This is a genomic window from Parvularcula marina (assembly GCF_003399445.1).
In the GTDB taxonomy this organism is placed as follows: domain Bacteria; phylum Pseudomonadota; class Alphaproteobacteria; order Caulobacterales; family Parvularculaceae; genus Parvularcula; species Parvularcula marina.
Genome location: NZ_QUQO01000001.1, coordinates 749,488 through 769,273, shown reverse-complemented (window position 1 = coordinate 769,273; position 19,786 = coordinate 749,488). Strand labels below are relative to the sequence as shown.

Annotated in this window: 17 protein-coding genes; 8 read left to right on the top strand and 9 right to left on the bottom strand. The window is 60.2% G+C overall.

Going from position 1 to position 19,786, the window contains the following annotated elements; translation table 11 throughout:
* Positions 1-13: 13 nt before the first annotated feature.
* From DX908_RS03535 to purQ, 6 genes are all read right to left on the bottom strand, one after another.
* Entirely contained in the window at positions 14-901 is an 888-nt protein-coding gene (locus DX908_RS03535) for an aldo/keto reductase (protein ID WP_116391071.1), read from the bottom strand.
* Positions 902-909: 8 nt separating this feature from the next.
* On the bottom strand, positions 910-3,636 hold the full coding sequence (gene purL / locus DX908_RS16705; RefSeq protein ID WP_325047966.1) for a phosphoribosylformylglycinamidine synthase subunit PurL: 2,727 nt from the start codon (positions 3,634-3,636) through the stop codon (positions 910-912).
* A gap of 45 nt (positions 3,637-3,681) precedes the next feature.
* Positions 3,682-4,446: a glycosyltransferase family A protein gene (locus DX908_RS03515; protein ID WP_116391070.1), complete on the bottom strand. Its 765-nt coding sequence runs from the start codon at positions 4,444-4,446 to the stop codon at positions 3,682-3,684.
* Positions 4,447-4,506: 60 nt separating this feature from the next.
* The gene (locus tag DX908_RS03510) at positions 4,507-6,630 is read right to left on the bottom strand and encodes a M13 family metallopeptidase (RefSeq protein ID WP_438943312.1); all 2,124 of its coding nucleotides are present in this window, start codon (positions 6,628-6,630) and stop codon (positions 4,507-4,509) included.
* A 213-nt stretch (positions 6,631-6,843) separates the two neighbouring features.
* On the bottom strand, positions 6,844-7,455 hold the full coding sequence (locus DX908_RS03505) for a hypothetical protein (RefSeq protein ID WP_116391068.1): 612 nt from the start codon (positions 7,453-7,455) through the stop codon (positions 6,844-6,846).
* Complete coding sequence (gene purQ, locus DX908_RS03500) at positions 7,452-8,114, bottom strand: phosphoribosylformylglycinamidine synthase subunit PurQ (RefSeq protein WP_116391067.1); 663 nt, start codon at positions 8,112-8,114, stop codon at positions 7,452-7,454. Before purQ ends, DX908_RS03505 begins: the two co-directional genes overlap by 4 nt.
* 144 nt (positions 8,115-8,258) lie before the next feature.
* Here purQ and DX908_RS03495 point away from each other — a divergent pair, with 144 nt between their 5' ends.
* Positions 8,259-8,843 carry a flavodoxin family protein gene (locus DX908_RS03495; protein ID WP_116391066.1) on the top strand — a complete coding sequence of 195 codons (585 nt, stop codon included), beginning with the start codon at positions 8,259-8,261 and terminating at the stop codon, positions 8,841-8,843.
* Between the two features lie 71 nt (positions 8,844-8,914).
* Here the strand turns inward: DX908_RS03495 and rpmG are convergent, their stop codons facing one another.
* The 3 genes from rpmG to DX908_RS03480 form a co-directional block, all read right to left on the bottom strand.
* Positions 8,915-9,082, bottom strand: a complete 168-nt coding sequence (gene rpmG / locus DX908_RS03490) for a 50S ribosomal protein L33 (RefSeq protein ID WP_116391065.1) — start codon at positions 9,080-9,082, stop codon at positions 8,915-8,917.
* Positions 9,083-9,180: 98 nt separating this feature from the next.
* Positions 9,181-10,350 (bottom strand): MFS transporter, encoded by a 1,170-nt coding sequence (locus DX908_RS03485; protein ID WP_116391064.1) that lies wholly within the window; start codon positions 10,348-10,350, stop codon positions 9,181-9,183.
* A gap of 68 nt (positions 10,351-10,418) precedes the next feature.
* On the bottom strand, positions 10,419-11,450 hold the full coding sequence (locus tag DX908_RS03480) for an inorganic phosphate transporter (protein WP_116391063.1): 1,032 nt from the start codon (positions 11,448-11,450) through the stop codon (positions 10,419-10,421).
* 260 nt (positions 11,451-11,710) lie between these two features.
* Between DX908_RS03480 and DX908_RS03475 the strand changes: the two genes are divergently transcribed.
* From DX908_RS03475 to DX908_RS03445, 7 genes are all read left to right on the top strand, one after another.
* The gene (locus DX908_RS03475) at positions 11,711-12,244 is read left to right on the top strand and encodes a DUF3833 family protein (protein WP_158548454.1); all 534 of its coding nucleotides are present in this window, start codon (positions 11,711-11,713) and stop codon (positions 12,242-12,244) included.
* A 365-nt stretch (positions 12,245-12,609) separates the two neighbouring features.
* Positions 12,610-13,923 (top strand): metal-dependent hydrolase family protein, encoded by a 1,314-nt coding sequence (locus tag DX908_RS03470; RefSeq protein WP_116391061.1) that lies wholly within the window; start codon positions 12,610-12,612, stop codon positions 13,921-13,923.
* 107 nt (positions 13,924-14,030) lie between these two features.
* Positions 14,031-15,191, top strand: a complete 1,161-nt coding sequence (locus DX908_RS03465) for a hypothetical protein (protein WP_116391060.1) — start codon at positions 14,031-14,033, stop codon at positions 15,189-15,191.
* A gap of 41 nt (positions 15,192-15,232) precedes the next feature.
* Complete coding sequence (locus DX908_RS03460; protein WP_116391059.1) at positions 15,233-16,213, top strand: M23 family metallopeptidase; 981 nt, start codon at positions 15,233-15,235, stop codon at positions 16,211-16,213.
* Between the two features lie 523 nt (positions 16,214-16,736).
* Positions 16,737-17,255, top strand: a complete 519-nt coding sequence (gene rplJ, locus DX908_RS03455) for a 50S ribosomal protein L10 (protein WP_438943329.1) — start codon at positions 16,737-16,739, stop codon at positions 17,253-17,255.
* 37 nt (positions 17,256-17,292) lie between these two features.
* Complete coding sequence (gene rplL / locus DX908_RS03450; protein ID WP_116391057.1) at positions 17,293-17,676, top strand: 50S ribosomal protein L7/L12; 384 nt, start codon at positions 17,293-17,295, stop codon at positions 17,674-17,676.
* Between the two features lie 294 nt (positions 17,677-17,970).
* Positions 17,971-19,656: an ATP-binding protein gene (locus DX908_RS03445; RefSeq protein WP_158548453.1), complete on the top strand. Its 1,686-nt coding sequence runs from the start codon at positions 17,971-17,973 to the stop codon at positions 19,654-19,656.
* Positions 19,657-19,786 lie beyond the last annotated feature (130 nt).

Genomic DNA, 19,786 nt, shown 5'->3' with positions numbered 1-19,786 from the left:
GACGCCTCAGCGTCTATTGCGCACCGTGTACGGATAAAAGCGCGGCGATCTCTCTTGGCAGGTCCCGCGCGAACCCGTCCGCGACTTCTTCCAAGTGATAGGGCCGGGTCGAGGTCGTCAGCACGACATCGATCGCCTCATTCATCCTGACAAATCCCATGGCAAGATGCGCCGGCGGCCATCCATCAACCCGCCGGATCCAGCCAGATTTTTGTGCGGCGAGCAGGGTTTTGGGATCTCGGATCAGCGCGCGGGCCAGCCCCCAGACATCGCTCAGCCTCTTGGGGATAAATATGCCCCGGCGCCACATCCCTTGTGCCAAGGGTGCGATAGAGATGACCTTTTTGCCGTTGCGCTTTGCTGTGCGGAAAGCCTCCCGATGGGAGGTGTTCAGGAAATGGTAACGGGCCATGACTACGTCAATTCCGTCCGTACACACCGCCTCGGCGAGCCCCGGTCCGTCCTGGCATTCGCCAATTGCGCCGATCAGCCCGTCTGCTTTGAGGCGCTGCAGTAAGGGAAGACTGCCATGCCGCTCCTTTTCATCGGGTCCATGCAGGTAGACGATGTCCGGGCGATGCCCGCCAAAGAGCGTCGTGTGCCGCTCGACCGCATCGCGGATGGCGTGCTCGGAGAAATCCCGGACCAGGCGGCCATCTGGGCCGATCCGCTTGCCGATCTTGGTCGAGACCGTCAGCTGACGGCCATATACGGCACCACCGGGTGCGAGGCGCTGTAGAGCGCGCGCTAGCCGCTCATCCGCGCGGCCATCGGCATAGAAGCCCGCCGTGTCAAAATGCGTGATCCCGCGAGTGAGTGCAGTGCGGAGCACTTCTTCGGCGCGGCTCTCATCGAACCATCCCGCCGCCCACGCGCCGGTCGCGCCGAAGCCGAGTTCCATCCCCGGGCTCAGCTCTCCGTCGGCACGGTCTCAAGCGCGAGCGCGTGCAACACGCCGCCCATCTTGCCCTTGAGGGCCCGGTAGACGAGCTGGTGCTGCTGCACCCGGTTGAGCCCGTTAAAGGCCGCGGAGGTGATGCGCGCCTGCCAGTGATCATTGTCATCGGCGAGGGCGGTCAGCTCAACTTCTGCGTCGGGGAGGGCTTCCTTGATGAGGCTGCCTAGTTCTTCCTTGGCCATGGGCATGGGGTCTTCTCCCGTTTCGAATAGGTCGGGCAGGGTCCGTGCATGGAACTGCGCGAGGTCGTAAAGCGACAGCCGGTCGCGGCCATCGAGGATCAGCTCTTCACCGCCCAGGATACCAAGGCGGGTCGCCTGCACGCCAGCCATCGCGCATTTGAGGACGATGCGGTCGGCCTCGGCGGCGGGCAGGGTGAAGAGATAGCGGCCCTGGTCCTCACCGAACCAGTAGGCGGCACGGCGGTCCTTGACTGGCGTCGTCAGGGCAACGCCCTGGCCCGAGGCAAGGCAAAGCTCACCGATCGCTGTCAGGAGACCGCCATCAGAGATATCATGAACCGCCGTCACGGGCGCTTCGCTGATCAGCTTGCGGACCAGATCGCCTGCGGTTTTCTCCGCATCAAGATCAACCGGGGGCGGTGCGCCTTCGGTCATGCCGTAAAGCTCGCGGAGGTAAAGCGACTGACCAAGCCAGCCCTTGGTGATCCCCAGCGCGACGAGCGCATCGCCTTCCTGCGCGGTTGTCATGCGCACGGCGCCCGCAACATTGTCGAGAAGCCCAACCGCGCCGATCGCCGGGGTCGGCGGAATGGCGATGCCATTGGTCTCGTTATAAAGCGACACATTGCCGGAGACGACCGGCATGTCGAGCGCGACACAGGCCTCGGCCATGCCCTGAAGACAGCCAACAAACTGGCTCATGATTTCGGGCTTTTCAGGATTGCCGAAATTCAGACAATTGGTGATGGCCAGCGGCTTGGCGCCGGTCGCCGTCAGATTGCGGTAGCATTCGGCGACGGCCTGTTTGCCGCCCGTGACCGGATGCGCAAAGCAATAGCGCGGCGTCACATCGGTCGTAATGGCCAGTCCCTTTTCGGTGCCATGTACACGGACGACCCCGGCATCGGATCCCGGTGCAATGGCGGTATCGCCCATCACCGTGTGATCATATTGCGTCCAGATCCATTCGCGCGAGCATAGGTCCGGCGTCGCCATCAAACGCGCAAGGGTCGAGAGCATCGTCGCGCCGCCCGGCTGGTCGGCAAGCGAGACGGTCTCGCTGTGATCTTCGACAGTTGCGCTGGAAACGATGCCCGCTTCGGCAAGGTTCTGGGCTGCAGCCTCAACGGAAGCGAAAACATCCGCAGGCGCATCAGCGCTCGAACGGATGTAAAGAACCGCAACATTGCCCGCGAAGGTCGCGCCGAACGCATCGAAGGCGTCCTTGCCGGCGATGACTTCGCTGGTCAGCGCCTCGACCGTTTCTGGCAGCTCCGCCGACCCGCGATGCAGCTCCAGCCGAAGCTCACGCACCGTCACTTTCGGATCGGCAAGCGGTAGGGCATCAGCAATCGCATGATGCTCGCGGTCATAATTCGGGGCGGCATCAGCGAGCGGGCCGACATCAAGGTCCGCGACGATCTCGCCTTTATGACGGATGACCAGCTTGCCGGTATCGGTCGTCGTGCCGATGACGGCGAAATCAACGCCCCATTTCTCAAAGATCGCTCGCGCGTCATCTTCCTTGCCAGGCTTGAGAACCATCAGCATACGCTCCTGGCTCTCGGACAGCATCATTTCATATGCCGTCATGTTCTCTTCGCGCTGGGGCACATGGTCGAGGTCAAGGTCAAAGCCGCCTTCACCGGCCGCCGTCCCTTTGGCCGCCATTTCGACCGAAGAAGAGGTGAGGCCTGCGGCGCCCATATCCTGGATCGCGATCACGGCGTCTGTCGCCATCAGCTCAAGGCAGGCTTCGAGGAGAAGTTTCTCCGTGAACGGATCGCCGACCTGAACGGTGGGGCGTTTTTCCTCTGACTGGTCATCAAACTCAGCTGAGGCCATGGTCGCGCCATGAATACCGTCGCGGCCCGTCTTGGCGCCGACATAGACAACCGGATTGCCTGCGCCCTTGGCGGTTGAAAGGAAGATCTTCTCGGTCTCGGCAACCCCGACGCACATCGCATTGACGAGGATGTTGCCATTATAACCGGCATTGAAATTGGTCTCGCCGCCAATTGTCGGCACGCCCATGCAATTGCCATATCCGCCGATCCCGGCAACGACGCCCGAAAGCAGATGCTTCGTCTTCGGATGATCGATCTCGCCAAAGCGCAGCGCATTCATCATCGCTACGGGCCGGGCGCCCATGGTGAAGACATCGCGCATGATGCCGCCAACGCCGGTCGCCGCGCCCTGATAGGGCTCGATGAAGCTCGGGTGGTTGTGGCTTTCCATCTTGAAGACGCAAGCCTGTCCGTCGCCGATATCGACAACGCCCGCATTCTCGCCGGGCCCCAGGATCACCTGCGGGCCGGTCGTCGGCAGGTTCTTCAGGTGCCGCCGTGAGGACTTATAGGAGCAGTGCTCCGACCACATGACCGAAAAAATGCCGAGTTCCAGCAGGTTCGGCTCGCGGCCGAGATGCTGCTTGATGTCGTCATATTCTTGCGCGGAAAGGCCGTGTTCGGCCACGATTTCGGGGGAATGGCTCATGGCCCGCTAGGTGCCCCGGATCAGCGCCGCGCGCAAGTGGCTTCGTCAATCGCCTTGCTCAAGTCGATCGAGCGGAAAGCCAATGCGCCGCTCAGTAATTTCACGTTCGCGAGGGGACATCCCTGCAACCCAGTTCTTCCAGTCGTCCGGCTGAAACCCTTTCGCGCCCGGCGGGGGGATCTCGCCGATGGCTTCATAGGCCGGGGCCCACAGGCACTCATAATTGACCGTGGGCACAGGGAGTTTTGCAACGACTAGTCCCTTCTGCGCGCCCAGATATTGCCGAAATGCCCGGTCCGCGCCTTGCGAGATATATTTCGGCAGGGTGCCCCACCACGCCAGATAGTGGAACGCGCCTTCCAGCATCACATAGCAATTGGTGTCGACGAAACGGTTCGAGACTTCGTCGCTGATCGGCATTTGCGTGCCGTCGGGGCGCCAGAATTTCCGGCGGCCAAAGACCATATCGACCGGCCGGCCTGCGCCTGCGGCCGCGGCGATTGCCGTCTCCAGATGGTGCGGGTCGTACCAGTTATCGGCATCGAGCATGGCAATCATCTTGACGCCGGAATTGATCGCGAATGCCGCGCCAATGGCGCGCGGCGTGTTGCCCATATCCTCTTCGGCCCGGTCAAGCACGACATGGCGGAGGAGGGGGCCGGTCTCGATCTCCTGGGGGTGGCCATCAGAGATCATAAAATGGAGCGTCGGAACCGTCTGTGCCCGGACCGACGCCATGCACCGCTCCAGCACCTCGCGCGGCTCCTTGTAATAGGGCGTGATGACGGCGGCAAAGGGCGGTGTGGTCATGGCAAGAAAAAACCCCGGCTGCGATCAGCCGGGGTTTCCCTAACGTAAGTTGTGGTCAGCTTACCAGATGCTGACGCGTTCTTCTGGCGGCAGATAAAGGTCATCATCCTCTGTCACGCCAAAGGCGTTATACCAGGCGTCCATATTCCGTACCGGCCCGTTTGCCCGGAAATAGCCAGGCGAATGCGGGCCTGTCAGAAGATGGGTCCGCATGGCTTCATCACGGACTTTGGTCCGCCAGACCTGACCCCAGGCCATGAAGAAACGCTGATCGCCGGTAAAGCCGTCAATCACCGGCGCTTCCTCGCCATCAAGGCTGAGCTTATAGGCGCGATAGGCAAGTGAAAGCCCGCCAAGGTCACCAATGTTCTCGCCAAGGCTGAGCTTGCCGTTGACGCAAGGCTCACCTTCGCCAAGCGGGCAGAACTCATCATACTGGGCGGCAAGAGCACTTGTCAGGTCACGGAATGCCGCAAGGTCTTCCTCTGACCACCAGTTGCGCAGGACACCGTCGCCATCATATTTCGACCCCTGATCATCAAAGCCATGGCCCATTTCGTGGCCGATGACCCCGCCAATGGCGCCATAGTTCACGGCCGGGTCGGCGGAGATGTTGAAGAAGGGTGGTTGAAGGATCGCAGCCGGGAAGACGATTTCGTTGAAGGCCGGATTGTAGTAGGCATTTACCGTCTGGGGCGTCATGAACCATTCGTTCTTGTCGACATCCTTGCCGAGGCGCTCGATATTTTCCTTCCAGCCAAAGGCGGAAGCGGAAATCGCATTGCTCAGCGCGTCATCGGTCACCTTCATCGAGGCATAGGTCTCGAATTCGTCAGGGTAGCCGACTTTCGGATTAAACTTGTCGAGCTTGTCCTTTGCGAGAACTCGGGTTTCTTCGCCCATCCATTCGAGATCTTCGAGATTGGCGTGCATTGCTGTGCGCAGATTGGCAACGAGCTCGTCCATAGCGGCTTTGTTCTCGGGCGGGAAATACCGCTCGACATAGGCCGCGCCGATGGCTTCACCCAGTGCGTTCTCCGTCGCGGAAACCGCACGCTTCCAGCGCGGGCGCTGCTCCGGCGTACCGCGAAGGGCGGTGCCGAAGAACTCAAACACGGCCTCATCGATCTCGGAAGGCAGGACCGACGCATGATCGATCAGGAAATGCGCCTTCAGATAGGCTTTCCATGTGTCAAGATCGGTGTCCGCTGTGATCTGGAAGACTTCCGGATAGCCGCCGCCGAGTTTAGCGGCATCTTCGGCGGTAAGGCCTGCGGCGTCCAGTTCTTCATCCGTTGGCGGAATTTCCGTAACGAGCAAGTTTTTAACCTTGCCTGCACCGATTTCCTTGAGGAATGTTTTTACCGGGAAGTCATCCGCCATGTCCTCGAAGTCTTTGACCTCGAGTTTGTTATATGTGATTTCCGCATTGCGGGAGACGGCGCGGTCCCAGTCGGCCTTGGCGATCTTGGTTTCGAGCGCCATGACGTCGGCGGCCTTGGAGGCTGCGTCTTCTTCACCGGCCTGTTCAAGCATGAAGGTCAGCAGGCTGACATATTTCTCGCGCAACTCGACGGAAGTCTCATCGTCTTTTGTGTAGTATTCGCGATCCGGCAGGCCGAGCCCGCCAATGAACATCTGAAGAATATAGGTGTCGGGATCTTTGTCGTCGGTGAAGACAAAGGCCGTGAACGGGCTCGAATAACCCGGCTGACCGAAAACTTTCGCGAGGCTCTTCAGGTTACGGATGGAATCGATTTTCTTGAGGTAAGGCTCAGCCGGGGCCATGCCCTTCTCATTGATCGCATCGACATCCATGAAGGCGTTGTAGAAAGAAGCGACCTTGCCGGACGGCGTTTTGGCGTCGGGCATCTCGGCGGCGAGATCCTCGATGATGAATTTCGTCTGCTGCTGGGATTTCTCGCCGAGCAGGTGGAATGCGCCATAGCTCGACCGGTCTGACGGAATCTCGAATTCCTTGAACCAGGTGCCATTAGCGTAGAGGAAGAAATCGTCGCCCGGATCGACAGTTTTATCCATGGCGGTGAGGTCGATGCCCCAGTCACCCCAGTAATCCGGCGAGGCGGTTTCGATCACGCGCTCGTCCTGAGCCGAGGCCGAGGCGAGGGCGAGGCTGCCTGCCGCGCCCAAAAGAAGCAGTGATTTCAAGAAGTTGGATTTCATAGCCATATTCCTGTGTGGCGATCTTAATCGTTATTCGATATCGGTAGCGAATGCGGCACGCTTTGAAAAGGTGCCGCTTTTCGAGGCTGATGGGGCCTAGTTGCTCTTGCCAGTCACCCTTTGCACGACGCCTTTTGTCACATCTTACGAAGCAGTACGTCGTCTTAGCTCTTCGACGGCGCAGCAAAAGGACGAGAGCGGAGAAAAAAGCTCTCATTCAGGGGCGGTTTCGTCTGTGGGTGGGTCTTCAACGGGCGGCGCGTTCTCTTTCCAGAAGTCAACGGCTGTTCCGAGCATTTCCCAACCGGTGGGGCCAGCGCGTTCCCATGATTCGTAGATGAAGCCGTCCGTCCCATCACCTTGGGGGAGCATCATGAGCATGATCGAATGCCCGTTGCGTTGCCACATGAGAGGTTTTGGGATTGGCGTCCCGGCAGTCATGGAAGAGGCGACGCTTATACCCAAGGTCATGCCAACATCATAAGTTGGGCTTGAATGAGGAGCGTCATGGCTTTCTCGAATTCGGGCTTCGGCCTCGTGGAAATATTCCCGGCACAGATCGAGATCATTTGGGCAATACGTGTAGCTTGTCAGGGAGTGAATGCCGTCGTCACGCATCAAGAGATGAAGGCTTTGCCTTCTGTCCGCGGGAGCCGTCCGGGTCATGATGATTTTATCATCTTCGGCGTCGTAGAGTTTGAAATTCTCCAGATGCCGTACCTCGCTGGGGGTCATCGACCAGTCGAGGCCAAAAGGGCCGGGCTGGGCTTTCGCCATTCCTGCCGCACTGAAGAGGGCGGCGGCGAAGGCGAGGGCGCGATTCACGCAATCGCCTCTATCAGCCCACGGAAGAAGGTCGCGCCATCTTCCCCGCCAAGCAATGGCGAGATCACCCGCTCGGGGTGGGGCATCATCCCCAGTACATTGCCTTGCTTGTTCAGCACACCGGCAATGTTCCGGGCGGAGCCATTGACCTGCTCGACATAGCGGAAGGCCACGCGGCCTTCGCCTTCGAGCCGGTCGAGCGTCTCGTCATCGGCTTCGTAATTGCCATCATGATGGGCGACCGGGAATTTGAGGTACTGGCCATGTTTCAGCCCTTTGGTGAAGGGGCTGTCCGTGTTCTCGACCCGCAAGGTCCGCAGCCCGCAGACAAATTCGATCCCCGCATTACGCAGGAGTGCGCCGGGGAGAAGCCCCGCTTCGGTCAGGATCTGAAAGCCATTGCAGATGCCAAGGACAGGCGTGCCGGCCTCGGCGCGGGCAATCACTTCGCGGATGATCGGGGAGCGGGCGGCCATCGCACCGGCACGCAGATAATCGCCATAGGAAAAGCCACCTGGAATGACGACGAGATCAACAGGCGGCAGCTCGGTATCGGCATGCCACACCATATGCGGGTCGTTGCCCGTAACCTGTTTTAAGGCGACCTGGGCGTCGCGATCGCAATTGGAGGCGGGGGAGACGATGACGGCTGTTTGCATGGCCGGTTCCTAGACGCGTCTGGCAGGAATGCCAATCTTTCCGTTTCGCGCAAAAGCCTTTCCCTGAAAGCCCCGTTTCTGTGCGGCGGTAAAGTTTCTACGTCATTGGCCGAACAGGCATTTGTCCCGCGAAAGGAGCACTCCATGACCAAAGTCGCGATCATCTATCATTCAGGCTACGGACATACAAAACTCGTGGCCGAGGCCGTGGCGGAAGGCGCCGCAAGTGTTGACGGCGTCAGCGTCGATCTCGTGCCCGTAGAAGATGCCACAGACGATCTAGACCGCTTTGATGATGCCGATGCGATCATCTTCGGCTCGCCGACCTATATGGGCTCGGCCTCGGGCCCGATGACGACTTTCATGGATGCGACGTCCAAGGTCTGGGCCGAGGATCGCTGGAAGGACAAGGTCGCGGGCGGCTTTACCAATTCAGGTTCAATGGCCGGGGACAAATTCGTCACGCTTCAGCAATTCGCCGTGCTTGCCGCGCAGCAGGGCATGATCTGGGTGCCGCTCGCCATGAAGAACGAGACCAATGGCCCGGACATGCCGGCGGGCGATCCCAAAGGGCTTAACCGGACGGGCCATTATTTCGGGCCGGGCACGCAGTCTGACAATGCGCCAGCTGAGAAAGGCAATCCGCCCGAAGGCGATATCCGCACCGCGCGCGCCTATGGCGAGCGGGTGGCAAAGGCGGCGATCCGCTGGGGCACCGGCCCGCTCTGATCGGGTTAAAACGAACAACAAAAAAGCGCCCCACAAGAGGGCGCTTTTTTCGTCAGAGGGTAGGATCAAGCTTACTTGATCTTGCCTTCTTTGAATTCGACATGCTTGCGCGCAATCGGATCATATTTCCGCACGACCATTTTCTCGGTCATGTTGCGGGTGTTTTTCTTGGTCACGTAGAAATACCCGGTATTTGCGGTCGAGTTGAGACGAATCTTGATCGTGGTCGGCTTGGCCATGGGTCACTCTCGAAAAATAGAAATTCATTGGCGCCATAGGGCGCGAGCCGCGGGTGATGGCGACAAAGCAGTGCGAAGTCAAGCCAATTCCCGGCTGGTCAGGGCAGTTCCTGCCGCCATCTTCGCGCGACCAGCAGGACATAGAGAATCATGACGGCGATCAGGAAGAGTTCCAGCCCGAATTGCCCGCCCAGATCGCGGGCGAAGCCGGCACCTGCGGGCCCGATGATCGCGCCCAATCCATACATGAAGACAAAGCCGGTATTGGCCGCCTCGACCTCGGTTTTGGGGAAGCGGTCGGCCAGTAGGGTCAGCCCGATCGTATAGAGCCCGGCAATCGCCCCGCCCCAGAAGAAGAGGACGACGTAGAGAAGGATCAGGCTCTCATCGATCATGGCAAAGAGGGCCGCGCCGACCAGCGAGACGAGCGCGCAGGCAAGAAGACTACGGCCATAGCCAAAGCGGTCGGCTTCGCGCCCGATCAGATATTGGAGCGCCACAAGGCCGAGCCCGTAGACCGTGATGGCGCGGGTGCCGGTCTCCTCCGCCCAGCCTGATTCGAGCGCATAGATCGGCAGGAAGGTGAGGATCGCCGCTTCCGCCCCGGCAAAGACTGAGGATGACGCAAAGGTCGCCGGGGCCTTGGCGATCAGGCTGAAGAACCCGGTGACATGCCCTTTGGGGCTGGCGGGCGGGGGGCTCGCAATGGCGATTGGCAGGACAGCACTGGCAAAGATCAGCATCCCGACAAGAAAGGGCGTGAAGCCTGTCGTGCCGAAAATCTCGACCATGAACGGGCCCATCGCAAAGCCGAGCGCAAGGCAGGTCGAATAGATCCCGATGATCCGCCCGCGCGCGCCTTCGGGCGCCAGCGCATTGATCCAGATCTCCGAGCCGACAAAGAGCCCGGCGCCGGCAAAACCGAACACGAAGCGCAAGGGGAACCACAGCCAGACGCGCTCGCCTGCAAGGCCGATCAGGCCATAGATCGCGACCATGATCGCAAGGCAGGCAAGGATGAAGGGCTTGATGCCGACCCGTCCGATGATCTTGGGAAAGAAGGGCGTGGCGAGGATCGCGGCCAGTGCCATGGTCGCGGTGTTGAGCCCGATCAGCCGGTCGGAGGCGTCATAGCGCTCAAGCAGGATCGAGAAGAGCGGCAGCGTATGACCAAAGCCGACCGCGGCGACGCCGATCGCCGTGATGGCAGCGATCAGTCCCCGGATATTTGTGGAGCTCTTGCCCTCGATGCGGCTTGTTTCGGTCATGCCCCGCCTTTGCCGGTCGCCAGTCGGCACGGCAAGTGTGAAGCGTTGGGGCGGTGCGCTTTGCCGCGTCAGGCGCTGCCTGTCAGGGCGGCAAGGGCGGAATAGCTGAGGATCGCAAAGAGCGCTGCGGCGGGCAGGGTAATGATCCAGGCAAGCACCATGGCGCGCACGGTTTTCATGTTCACCCCGCGCTTGTTCACAAGGCCGAGCCCGATGATCGAGGACGAGGAGACATGGGTCGTCGAGACCGGCAGGCCGAGGCGGCTCGCGCCGAGAACGAGGACGGTCGAGATCAGGTTTGCCGCAAAGCCCTGTGCATGGCTCAGCTTTGTGACATCAAAGCCGAGCACTTTGGTGATCCGCCGTCCGGCAAGATAGCTGCCGGCACCCATGGCGGTGGCGGCCCACAGATAGGTCCAGACCGGCACCTCGCCGGGCGAGAGCATCAGGACTGGCAGGGTGATGGCGATCAGTTTGGGTGTGTCATTGAGCCCGCGCGAGAAGGAGAGAAGCCCGCTAGTCAGCCAGTGCAGATGGTCGACCGTCAGGCGCGGCTTGCGAGCGCCTTCCGTTAACGGATCATCATCACCATCCGCATGGAAGCGGTGCGCGACCCGCTCAAGCAGCGGGGTCAGGGAATAGGCAAGGACGATAGCCATGAGAGGGCTGGCAAGTAGCGGCAGGGCGATCTTCTTGCCGAGAGTCTCCCAGTCGATGGCATTTGCGCCGTAAGCAATCAGGCCAACCCCGACGAGACCGCCGACCACCGCATGGGTCGTTGAGACCGGCCATTTGCGCCAGGTCGCTAGTGCCACCCACAAAGCGGGCGCTAGGATCACAGAGACCGCGACCGCGAGGACGAAATCATGGCTTTCTACATAGATGCTGCTCGAAATATTCTTGATCAGCGCATGGCCCCAGACGAGGCCAAAGAGGCTGCCCGCCACGGTCCAGATCGTCCCCCACAGAACCGCTCTTTGTACGGTGGTGACACCTGCACCAGCTAGCGTCGCAATCGCCTTTGAGACATCATTCGCGCCATTCGTGAAGGTAAGTGCAAAGAGCAAAATTGCGGCGAGCGCGGGCAGGAAGAGTTCCATAATTCGACCTTACTGGAAAAGACGTTTACGAACTTATTTTCCCGTCCTTACGAAGGGAGGATGCAAAGAAGCAAGGGCTAAGGCGCAAAAAGTGCGCCTCTCGCGATGCATCCATGAGGATAACTAATCCGTATAAAGACATGATATGAGGACGCTGTGCGCGCAGGGATGCGCCCCAAATGCCGCGCGGCGTGCGGGCAGACAGGCCGCGTCAAACATGCCAGAATGCCGGAACGGCTTTCGGGGGAACGGCAATGCGCATGGCGAAAATCTGGGGGGTGGCGGGGCTCATCCTGCTCAGTGCAAGCTGCGCAAGCGCACCGCTGGCGACGGATACGGCCCCGGCCTTTGACCCCGTAGAGTTCTTCTCCGGCGACACGCAAGGGGAGGGCGTTCTCGCCTTTGCCTCGGGCGGGCTCGATGCGCGCTTCACGGTCAGGAGCCATGGCAGCCGCGAGGAAGATGGCCGCTTCATCTTGCGTCAGACCATCACCTGGTCTGACGGCAGGGAAGAAGAGCGGGCCTTTATTCTCACCCCGGACGGTAAAGGCGGACTTGAGGGATATTTCGAAGGGGAGCGCGGGCGCGTCACCCTGACTTCAGCGGGGAGCGTCGGGCATTTGCGTCACGGCCTGCCGGACACGCCAATGGCCCGGATGGAGCAGTTTCTCTATCTCCAGCCAGACGGGCGCACACTGATCAATGAGGGGACGGTTAGGGTGCTCGGTATTCCCTTCCGCCGGCTTCACGAGATCATCGTAAAACCGGCGGAGGTCCAGAGCGCTGATGGCTGAGGCTCTTGGGGAACTGGAACAGCCATCAACCGACAGTGGGCTGCCGGTTACTTGCTACGGGGTTTGGACGCCGGTTTCGCCGTGGTCGTGTTGGAACCGCTTTGCGGTTTGACGCTGGCGAGGTTTGGTTTTGCAGGTTTTGATTTGCCAGATTTCATCTGACCAGGACCTTAAAAATGCGCGCCTTAACCGGTGCGCGGGCGTCCGACGACATCGCCGGGCACCATAAAGTTGGTACGGAAACAAAGTTCCTGCAATCGGTATTTTCGAGGTTGCGTAAATGTAACCCTGCACCCGCGCCTGCCGGTCCCCTTGCGCCAAAGGGGGGCTCATGAAACTCTGCCGCAGATTTCGGGAGGCGGAACATGAAAAAAATATGGGGACTGTCCGTGGCTGCACTCGCCCTGATCGGGGCGGCATCGGCGGAAGATATTGAAATCATTCATGCGGGCACGCTGCTCGCGGTGCCGGGAGAGGCGCCGCTGACCGAGCAGACCATCGTTGTGAAGGGCCGCCAGATCGTCTCCGTCCTGCCCGGCTATCAAGGTGAGGACGCAGTTGAGGCGGGGGCGGAGGATAAAGTCACCCTCCATGACCTCTCGGGCTATACGGTCATGCCGGGCTTCATTGATGGGCATGTTCACCTAACCTTTGAGTTCAACAGCCAGCTCCGGCTCGAAGCGGTCCAGCTCTCTGATGCAGATGCCGCGATCAGGGGCGCCAAGCACGCAAAATCGACGCTCATGGCGGGCTTTACGACGGTGCGCGATGTTGGCGCGGGCAGCGGGGATGCAATCTTCGCTCTGCGTGACGGGATCGAAAAGGGATGGATAGACGGCCCACGGATCTTTGCCTCCGGCGCGACGGTCTCGGTCACCGGCGGGCATGGCGACGGCACGCAAGGTTATCGCGATGACATTGCGCATCTGATGACCTCATCGGCCGTCTGTGATGGCGCAGATGAATGCCGTCACGCGGTGCGCGAGCAGATTCGTCGAGGTGCGGATCACATCAAGCTGACCGCGACGGGCGGGGTGCTTTCTAACACCGCGACGGGCACGGAACAGCAATTCACCGAAGAAGAACTCGACGCCATCATGTCCTCCGCGCATGCGATGGGGCGGAAGGTGACGGCGCACGCGCACGGCAAGCAGGGCATCGAATCAGCCATCAAGGCCGGTGTCGATTCGATCGAGCACGGCACCTATCTCGATGACAGGACCATCCGCCTGATGAAGTCCAATGATGTCTTCCTCGTGCCAACCGCGCTTGCCGGCAAAACGGTCTCAGGCTGGGCAGCGGCGCCAGACAGTTTCCTGACACCGCCGCAAAAAGCAAAGGCGCTTCAGGTCGGCCCGCAGATGAAGGACATGGTGCGTCGCGCGCATGAGGGCGGGGTGAAAATCGCCTTCGGCACCGACAGCGGCGTCTCAGCGCACGGCATCAATGCGGAAGAATTCGCACTTTATGTTGAAGCCGGCATGACGCCGATGGATGCGATCCGCTCCGCGACCGTGGTGGGGGCCGCAAACCTTGGCAAATCGGACATGATTGGCACCATCGAGACTGGCAAACGGGCCGATATCGTGGCCGTTTCCGGTGACCCGCTGGCTGATATTCGTGAGCTGGAAGATATTGATTTCGTTATGAAAGACGGGGTCGTCCACAAATCGCAGTGAAATCGGGCTGGTGTGTCCTGCCGCCCCTTTCGCGGGAGTGTGAAAAAGGGTTAATATCGCCCCGTTGAGTGCTTAACTAACCAGGATACGCACGAACGGGGGACGCTATGGCGCGCATCAATTATGGTCATGAGGGAGGATCGCCCATCCGCTGGCTGGTCGGCATCTTCCTCGCCGTCATTCTTGCTGTTGTCGTGGTCGCGGGGGCCCGGATCGGCGCGGAGAATGTCTGCGGCGGCGCCTGCGAACCGCTCAGCGCGATTGCCGAATTCCTGCGCCAGCCTTTCCCCGTCCTCGGGGATACCCTGACCTGGTGCATGGGGCTCGCGATTGCCTGCGCCTTCCTTCTCTGGATCGCGCTGGGCAGCCGCCAGCATTTCCTCGCCGCGATTCTCATTCTCGCGCTCGCGCTCTTGGGCGCCTCGATGGCCGGGGTGGAGCGCAAGGACGCTGTATCGAATGAGCCCGAAGACATCCCCGATGTCGCAACCACGCTTGATACGGCGCCCAAGCCGCGTGAAACCGACACGATTGTGATCGGCTCGGTTGAGGCGATGGATCCCGTTGCGGACCTCCTGCCCGAGCCTGAACCGCTGCCCGATCCGGCATTGTCATGTCCTGCGGGCAATTTCTGGAATGGTGAGGGCTGCTCGACCTGTGAGGTCGCAACCAGCGTACCTGTCAGTGCGAAGATCAGTTTCATCCCTGCAACGCTGGAAGCGTCCTGGGATTATGCCGATGCCCGCCACGTCCGGCTCGGCACGGGCGCTGACATGTTGCCTGTTGCGGATGTGACCGTGAACGGCACGGCGCCCTGCGACCGCGATGCGATCCTTGTGATCGGCTCATCCTCAAGCGACGGCCCGCTGCCGCGCAACCTTGACCGCGCCCGCCGCCGAGCTGTCGGGCTTGCAGATCACATGCGTGCTTCATGCGAGACGGCGCCGCAGATCTTTGCCCTCTCGATTGGTCAGTCGACGGCCGAGCGCGATAATTTCAAGGATCGTGCCCTGACGGTCATCGGCCTTGATGCGGCGCCCGGCGAAGTCATCACGCAGGCGCTGGTCGAGGAGGAGCTGGGCTATATCCTCGGCAATGGCGAGGCGACGGCGCCGCTCCTCACGCGGATCGACTATTTCCCGAAGGAGAACTGGGTCTGGATCGAAGGCGGGGAGGGCAGCGTCAATGTCACCCCGGCCCCGCGGCCTTATGAGAAGATGATGACCCTTCGCGAAGGCGCGCCCGCAAGCTGCGGCGAGACAAGCTGATCCCCCTTGCGATGGCAGCATCCGGCTGACACGCTTGGGTCATGACCACACTTCCGCTTTCTTTTCTTCTCGCGCTTGCCGTCCCGCCGGGCGAGGGTGCGCCTGTGCTGTCGCTGCCGATTGATTGCGTGCCGGGGCAGACCTGCTTCCTTCAGCAATATGTCGATCGCGACCCCGGGACCGATGTCCTTGATTACCGCTGCGGGCGGCAGAGCTACAATGGCCATAAGGGTACGGATTTCCGCCTGCCTGATACGCGCGGCGTCGCCACTGGCGTTGCGGTCTATGCGGCGGCCCCCGGCCGGGTGAAGGGCGTGCGCGATGGGGAGCCCGATATCTTCTCGAATGAACGTCCGCAGACGGATATTGACGGGCGGGAATGCGGCAATGGCGTTGTCATCGATCACGGTCAGGGCTGGGAGACGCAATATTGCCACATGAAGGAAGGCTCGGTCCGTGTGCGTCCCGGTGATATCGTCACCAGCGGTGATACGCTTGGTCTTGTTGGCTATTCGGGGCGGGCGGAATTCCCCCACCTTCATCTCTCCGTGCGTCACGAGGGGCAGGTCGTCGATCCTTTCGCGATTGAGGCTGGGCTCGGCACCTGCGGTAAAGATGCGATGAGCATGTGGAGCGATGAGGCCGCCACAGCCTTGCGCTATGAAGATGCATTGATCCTCAATCTCGGCTTTGCATCAGGCGCTGTCGATAACCGCCAGATCGAGGGCGGCGTGGGCGATGGCTTCACCCTCAATGATGAAACCCCGGCGCTGGTCGTCTTTGCCCGGATGATTAATGCGAAAGAAGGCGACCGGCTGGCCCTGCGCATCGAAGGGCCGCAAGGCTTTGAGGTCTCGAGCCTTGCTGATCCCGCCCCGAACCATCAGGCCCAGCGCATGGGCTTTGCCGGGCGCAAGCGCCCAGCAGGCGGCTGGCCGAAGGGCGAGTATCGCGCGACGGTCAGCCTCCTGCGTGAGGGTGAAGTGATCGAGCGGCGGGATATCTCGTTGTCGATGGAGTAGGGGCGGAATTTAGCACGCTCACTCAACCCGCTCATCCCCGCGAAGGCGGGGATCTGCCTCAGAGGCGCTGCTCGCTCAATTTCTAAGAGTGACGAAACAGCCTTCATGCATCCCGCGAATGACCAGATGCCCGCGTGCGCGGGCATGAGCGGCGGAAGGGGAGAGCGTCCGCACCCCCTTTAATCACGCCGTCGCAAGGGCCTTTACAAATTGCGGTTTTTTCCCCATAGGCCCGGGCTCTACTGGCAGGAGAGATCCTGCCGCCCTGTCCAAGACCGCACGGCAACGGCCATCCGGCCAGATAAGTCCCGCGATAGATAAGGGTATCCGAGCTTTGATGCGGCATCAAAAGATGCCCGCTTGGATATGTTTGTTGATGGATCAGGGTCCTTCGCCGTCCGCGGCAGGGGCCTTTTTTGTTGGGTGCTCTACCCCGCACAGAAGACCTCAACGCCTGCGGACATTCTGTTTGACCTCGCCGGGCCACCCGCCCGGCACAGACTGAACTGGACCGGATATGCCGCTGACTAGGCAGAATAAATCGGCACAGGTCGAATGGATCTCGAATGTCCTGAATGACAACGAGGTCCTGGTGGTCATGGAGAACAAGGGCCTGACGGTCGCCGAAGTGTCCGACCTTCGCGTGAAAATGCGTGAAGCCGGGGGCGGGGTGAAGGTGGTCAAGAACCGCCTCGCCAAAATCGCTCTCAAGGACGTTGACGGTGGTGATCAGACGGCTGAGCTCTTCAAGGGCCCGACCTTTATCGCCTATTCCGAAGACCCCGTCACCGCGCCGAAAGTCGTGGTGGAATACGCGAAAACCAATGACAAGGTCGAGATTCTCGGCGGTCTGATGGCGGGTACCGCCATGAATGCCGCTGGTGTCACCAGCCTGTCGAAAATGCCGTCCCGCGAGGAAGTCATTGCCCAGATCGTGGGCTCGCTTACCGCGCCGGCGCAAAACATTGCGGGTGCCATCGGTGCCCCGGCCGCCAACATTGCTGGCTGCCTCAAATCCATGGCGGAAAAAGAAGACGCCTGACCTTCAACCTACTGACTAAAAGAACGGAACTAATATCATGGCAGATATCAAAGCCCTTGCTGAACAAATCGTTGGCCTGACGCTTCTCGAAGCGAAAGAGCTGCAGGACCTGCTCAAGGACGAGTACGGCATCGAACCGGCCGCTGGCGGCGCGGTGATGATGGCTGGCCCGGCCGGCGGCGGCGAAGGTGGCGCAGCTGCAGAAGAGAAAGACGAATTCGACGTCATCCTCGCTTCTGCAGGCGACAAGAAAATCAACGTCATCAAAGAAGTCCGCGGCATCACTGGCCTGGGCCTCAAAGAAGCCAAAGAGCTTGTCGAAGGCGCACCGAAGCCCGTCAAGGAAGGCGTTTCCAAGGACGAAGCTGAAGAGCTCAAGAAAAAGCTCGAAGAAGCCGGCGCTACCGTCGAGCTCAAGTAACCATTTCTGCCACACGGCAGTTTTTGGATGGAACCCCGCCGCGGCACCGCTCGGCGGGGTTTTTTCGTTTGTTTTTGGATGGTCAGGCGAGGGCTATTAACGAAGTATGCAAGGATCGTCTTGGCTCTGCAGCCTTCCTGTAACGTAATTTCAATGGGTCCACGTTAACTCTGCATCTTAGTAATGAGTTGGATTGGGGACGTGGGGCGTAAACTTCGCGATATTTATTGGCCGTGTTCCCGGCGTGACGATGCGTTGTTCGTTGCAGGGCGCCGCGCATTTTCGGCGTTTTGTGTGCCGGCGGGACTAGCCGGGCTTCTTCTTTCCATCCTCAATATTCCGTATTTTGCCGATTACCCGGCCTCGATCAGCTTCGGGTTTTTCACGTCCTTTTTCTGCCTGCTGGCGCCTGCGTTCGTGCCGCGTAAGTCTGAGAAAGCGTTCCAGCGTGGGGCTGTCGCGCTGTTCTGTGCGATCTTCCTGATGGTCAGTTTTGTCTACTGGACGTCGATCGGCCCCAATTCAGTTGCGAGCCTCTTCTACATCCCCTTTGTGATGTCTGTGACTCTGATGATCGGGCGCAGGCTTGCGCTCATCTTTGTCGTGGGGGCGATCGCTGTTTACCTCGCTCGAGCGGCTGTTCATCCAGCGGAAATCGAAACGATGGACGTCATCTGGCTTCGGAGCATCGCGCTCTCCTGTGTGGCGCTGCTGGTCTATTTTGTGTCCGGTTCTTACCGCAGCGTGCTGATCCAGGCGGCGATGCACCTGAAGGACGCGCGCGTCGAGGCCGATGCCGCAAACCGAGCTAAGTCCGAGTTTCTGGCCAATATGAGCCATGAAATCCGAACGCCGATGAACGGCGTGATCAGCATGGCGGACCTGCTTGTGCATTCCGACATGGCGCCCGCGCAAAAGCGCCAGGCCGAGACGATCTGCCGATCAGGGCAGGCTCTTCTTGAGATTATCAACGACATCCTCGATTTCTCGAAGATCGAGGCGGGCAAATTGACGCTCGAAAGCGTGCCGATGAACCCGGCCGAGATCACCGAAGAAGTCGGCGATCTTCTGGGGCTGGCAGCAAATCAGAAGAATATCTCCCTGACCGTGCAGCGTCAGGGCGAGATCGGGACGGTCAGCGGGGATCCGACCCGGCTTCGTCAGGTGCTCATCAATCTGATCGGCAATGCCGTGAAATTCACAGAAGAGGGCGGGGTGACTGTCTCTCTCATCGAGACGCCAAAGGGACGGATGACCGATCTGTCGATCATCGTGCGCGACACAGGCGTCGGCATTCCCGAAGACAAGCTCAATGCCATTTTCTCGCCCTTCGCGCAGGCCGAAACATCGACCACCAGGCGTTATGGCGGCACGGGACTTGGGCTTGCGATCACAAAAGAGCTGGTGACGGCGATGGGCGGGACGTTGTCGGTCAGCTCAGTGCTTGGCAAAGGGACTTGCTTCACGCTCGACATCTCGCTGCCGATTGTTATCGCTGAAACGCCTGAAATCTCGCAGGAGGCCGAAGTTCCGGCTGAAGAGACTGTGTCTGCGTGCTGTCCTGGCCAGTCACGCTGCGCCGTTCTTGTTGCCGAAGATAACGAAGTGAACCGGCTGGTCCTCGACACGCTTGTGGATAAATACCGGTTCGACGTGACTTTCGCGCATAATGGCCAGGAAGCGGTCGATCTCTTCAAAGCCGGTGATTTCACCGCGGTCCTCATGGATATCTCCATGCCTGTCCTCGACGGGATGGAGGCGATGCGGGAGATCAGGGCCTATCAGTCGGCCAAGGCCCTTGATCCAACACCTATTATCGCCCTGACGGCTCATGCGCTGGCGGGCGACAGGGAGAGGCTTTTATCGGCAGGGATGGATGATTATCTCTCAAAGCCACTGGTCAAGGCCGACCTCCTCGCTGTCCTTGAAAAATGGACAAATTGCAGGGCCGGAAGTGCGGCGAAAATTGCTGCACATTAAGCCCTTGCGTTGAGCAATGGTTACCGCTATTGCGCGCTTCCCCCGGGAGAGGCCCCCGAGGGACAGGCTTTGGCACGTGCGACGGACATTCGTAGTCAACAATTGAATTAGGGCGACGCGGCAGCGCGTC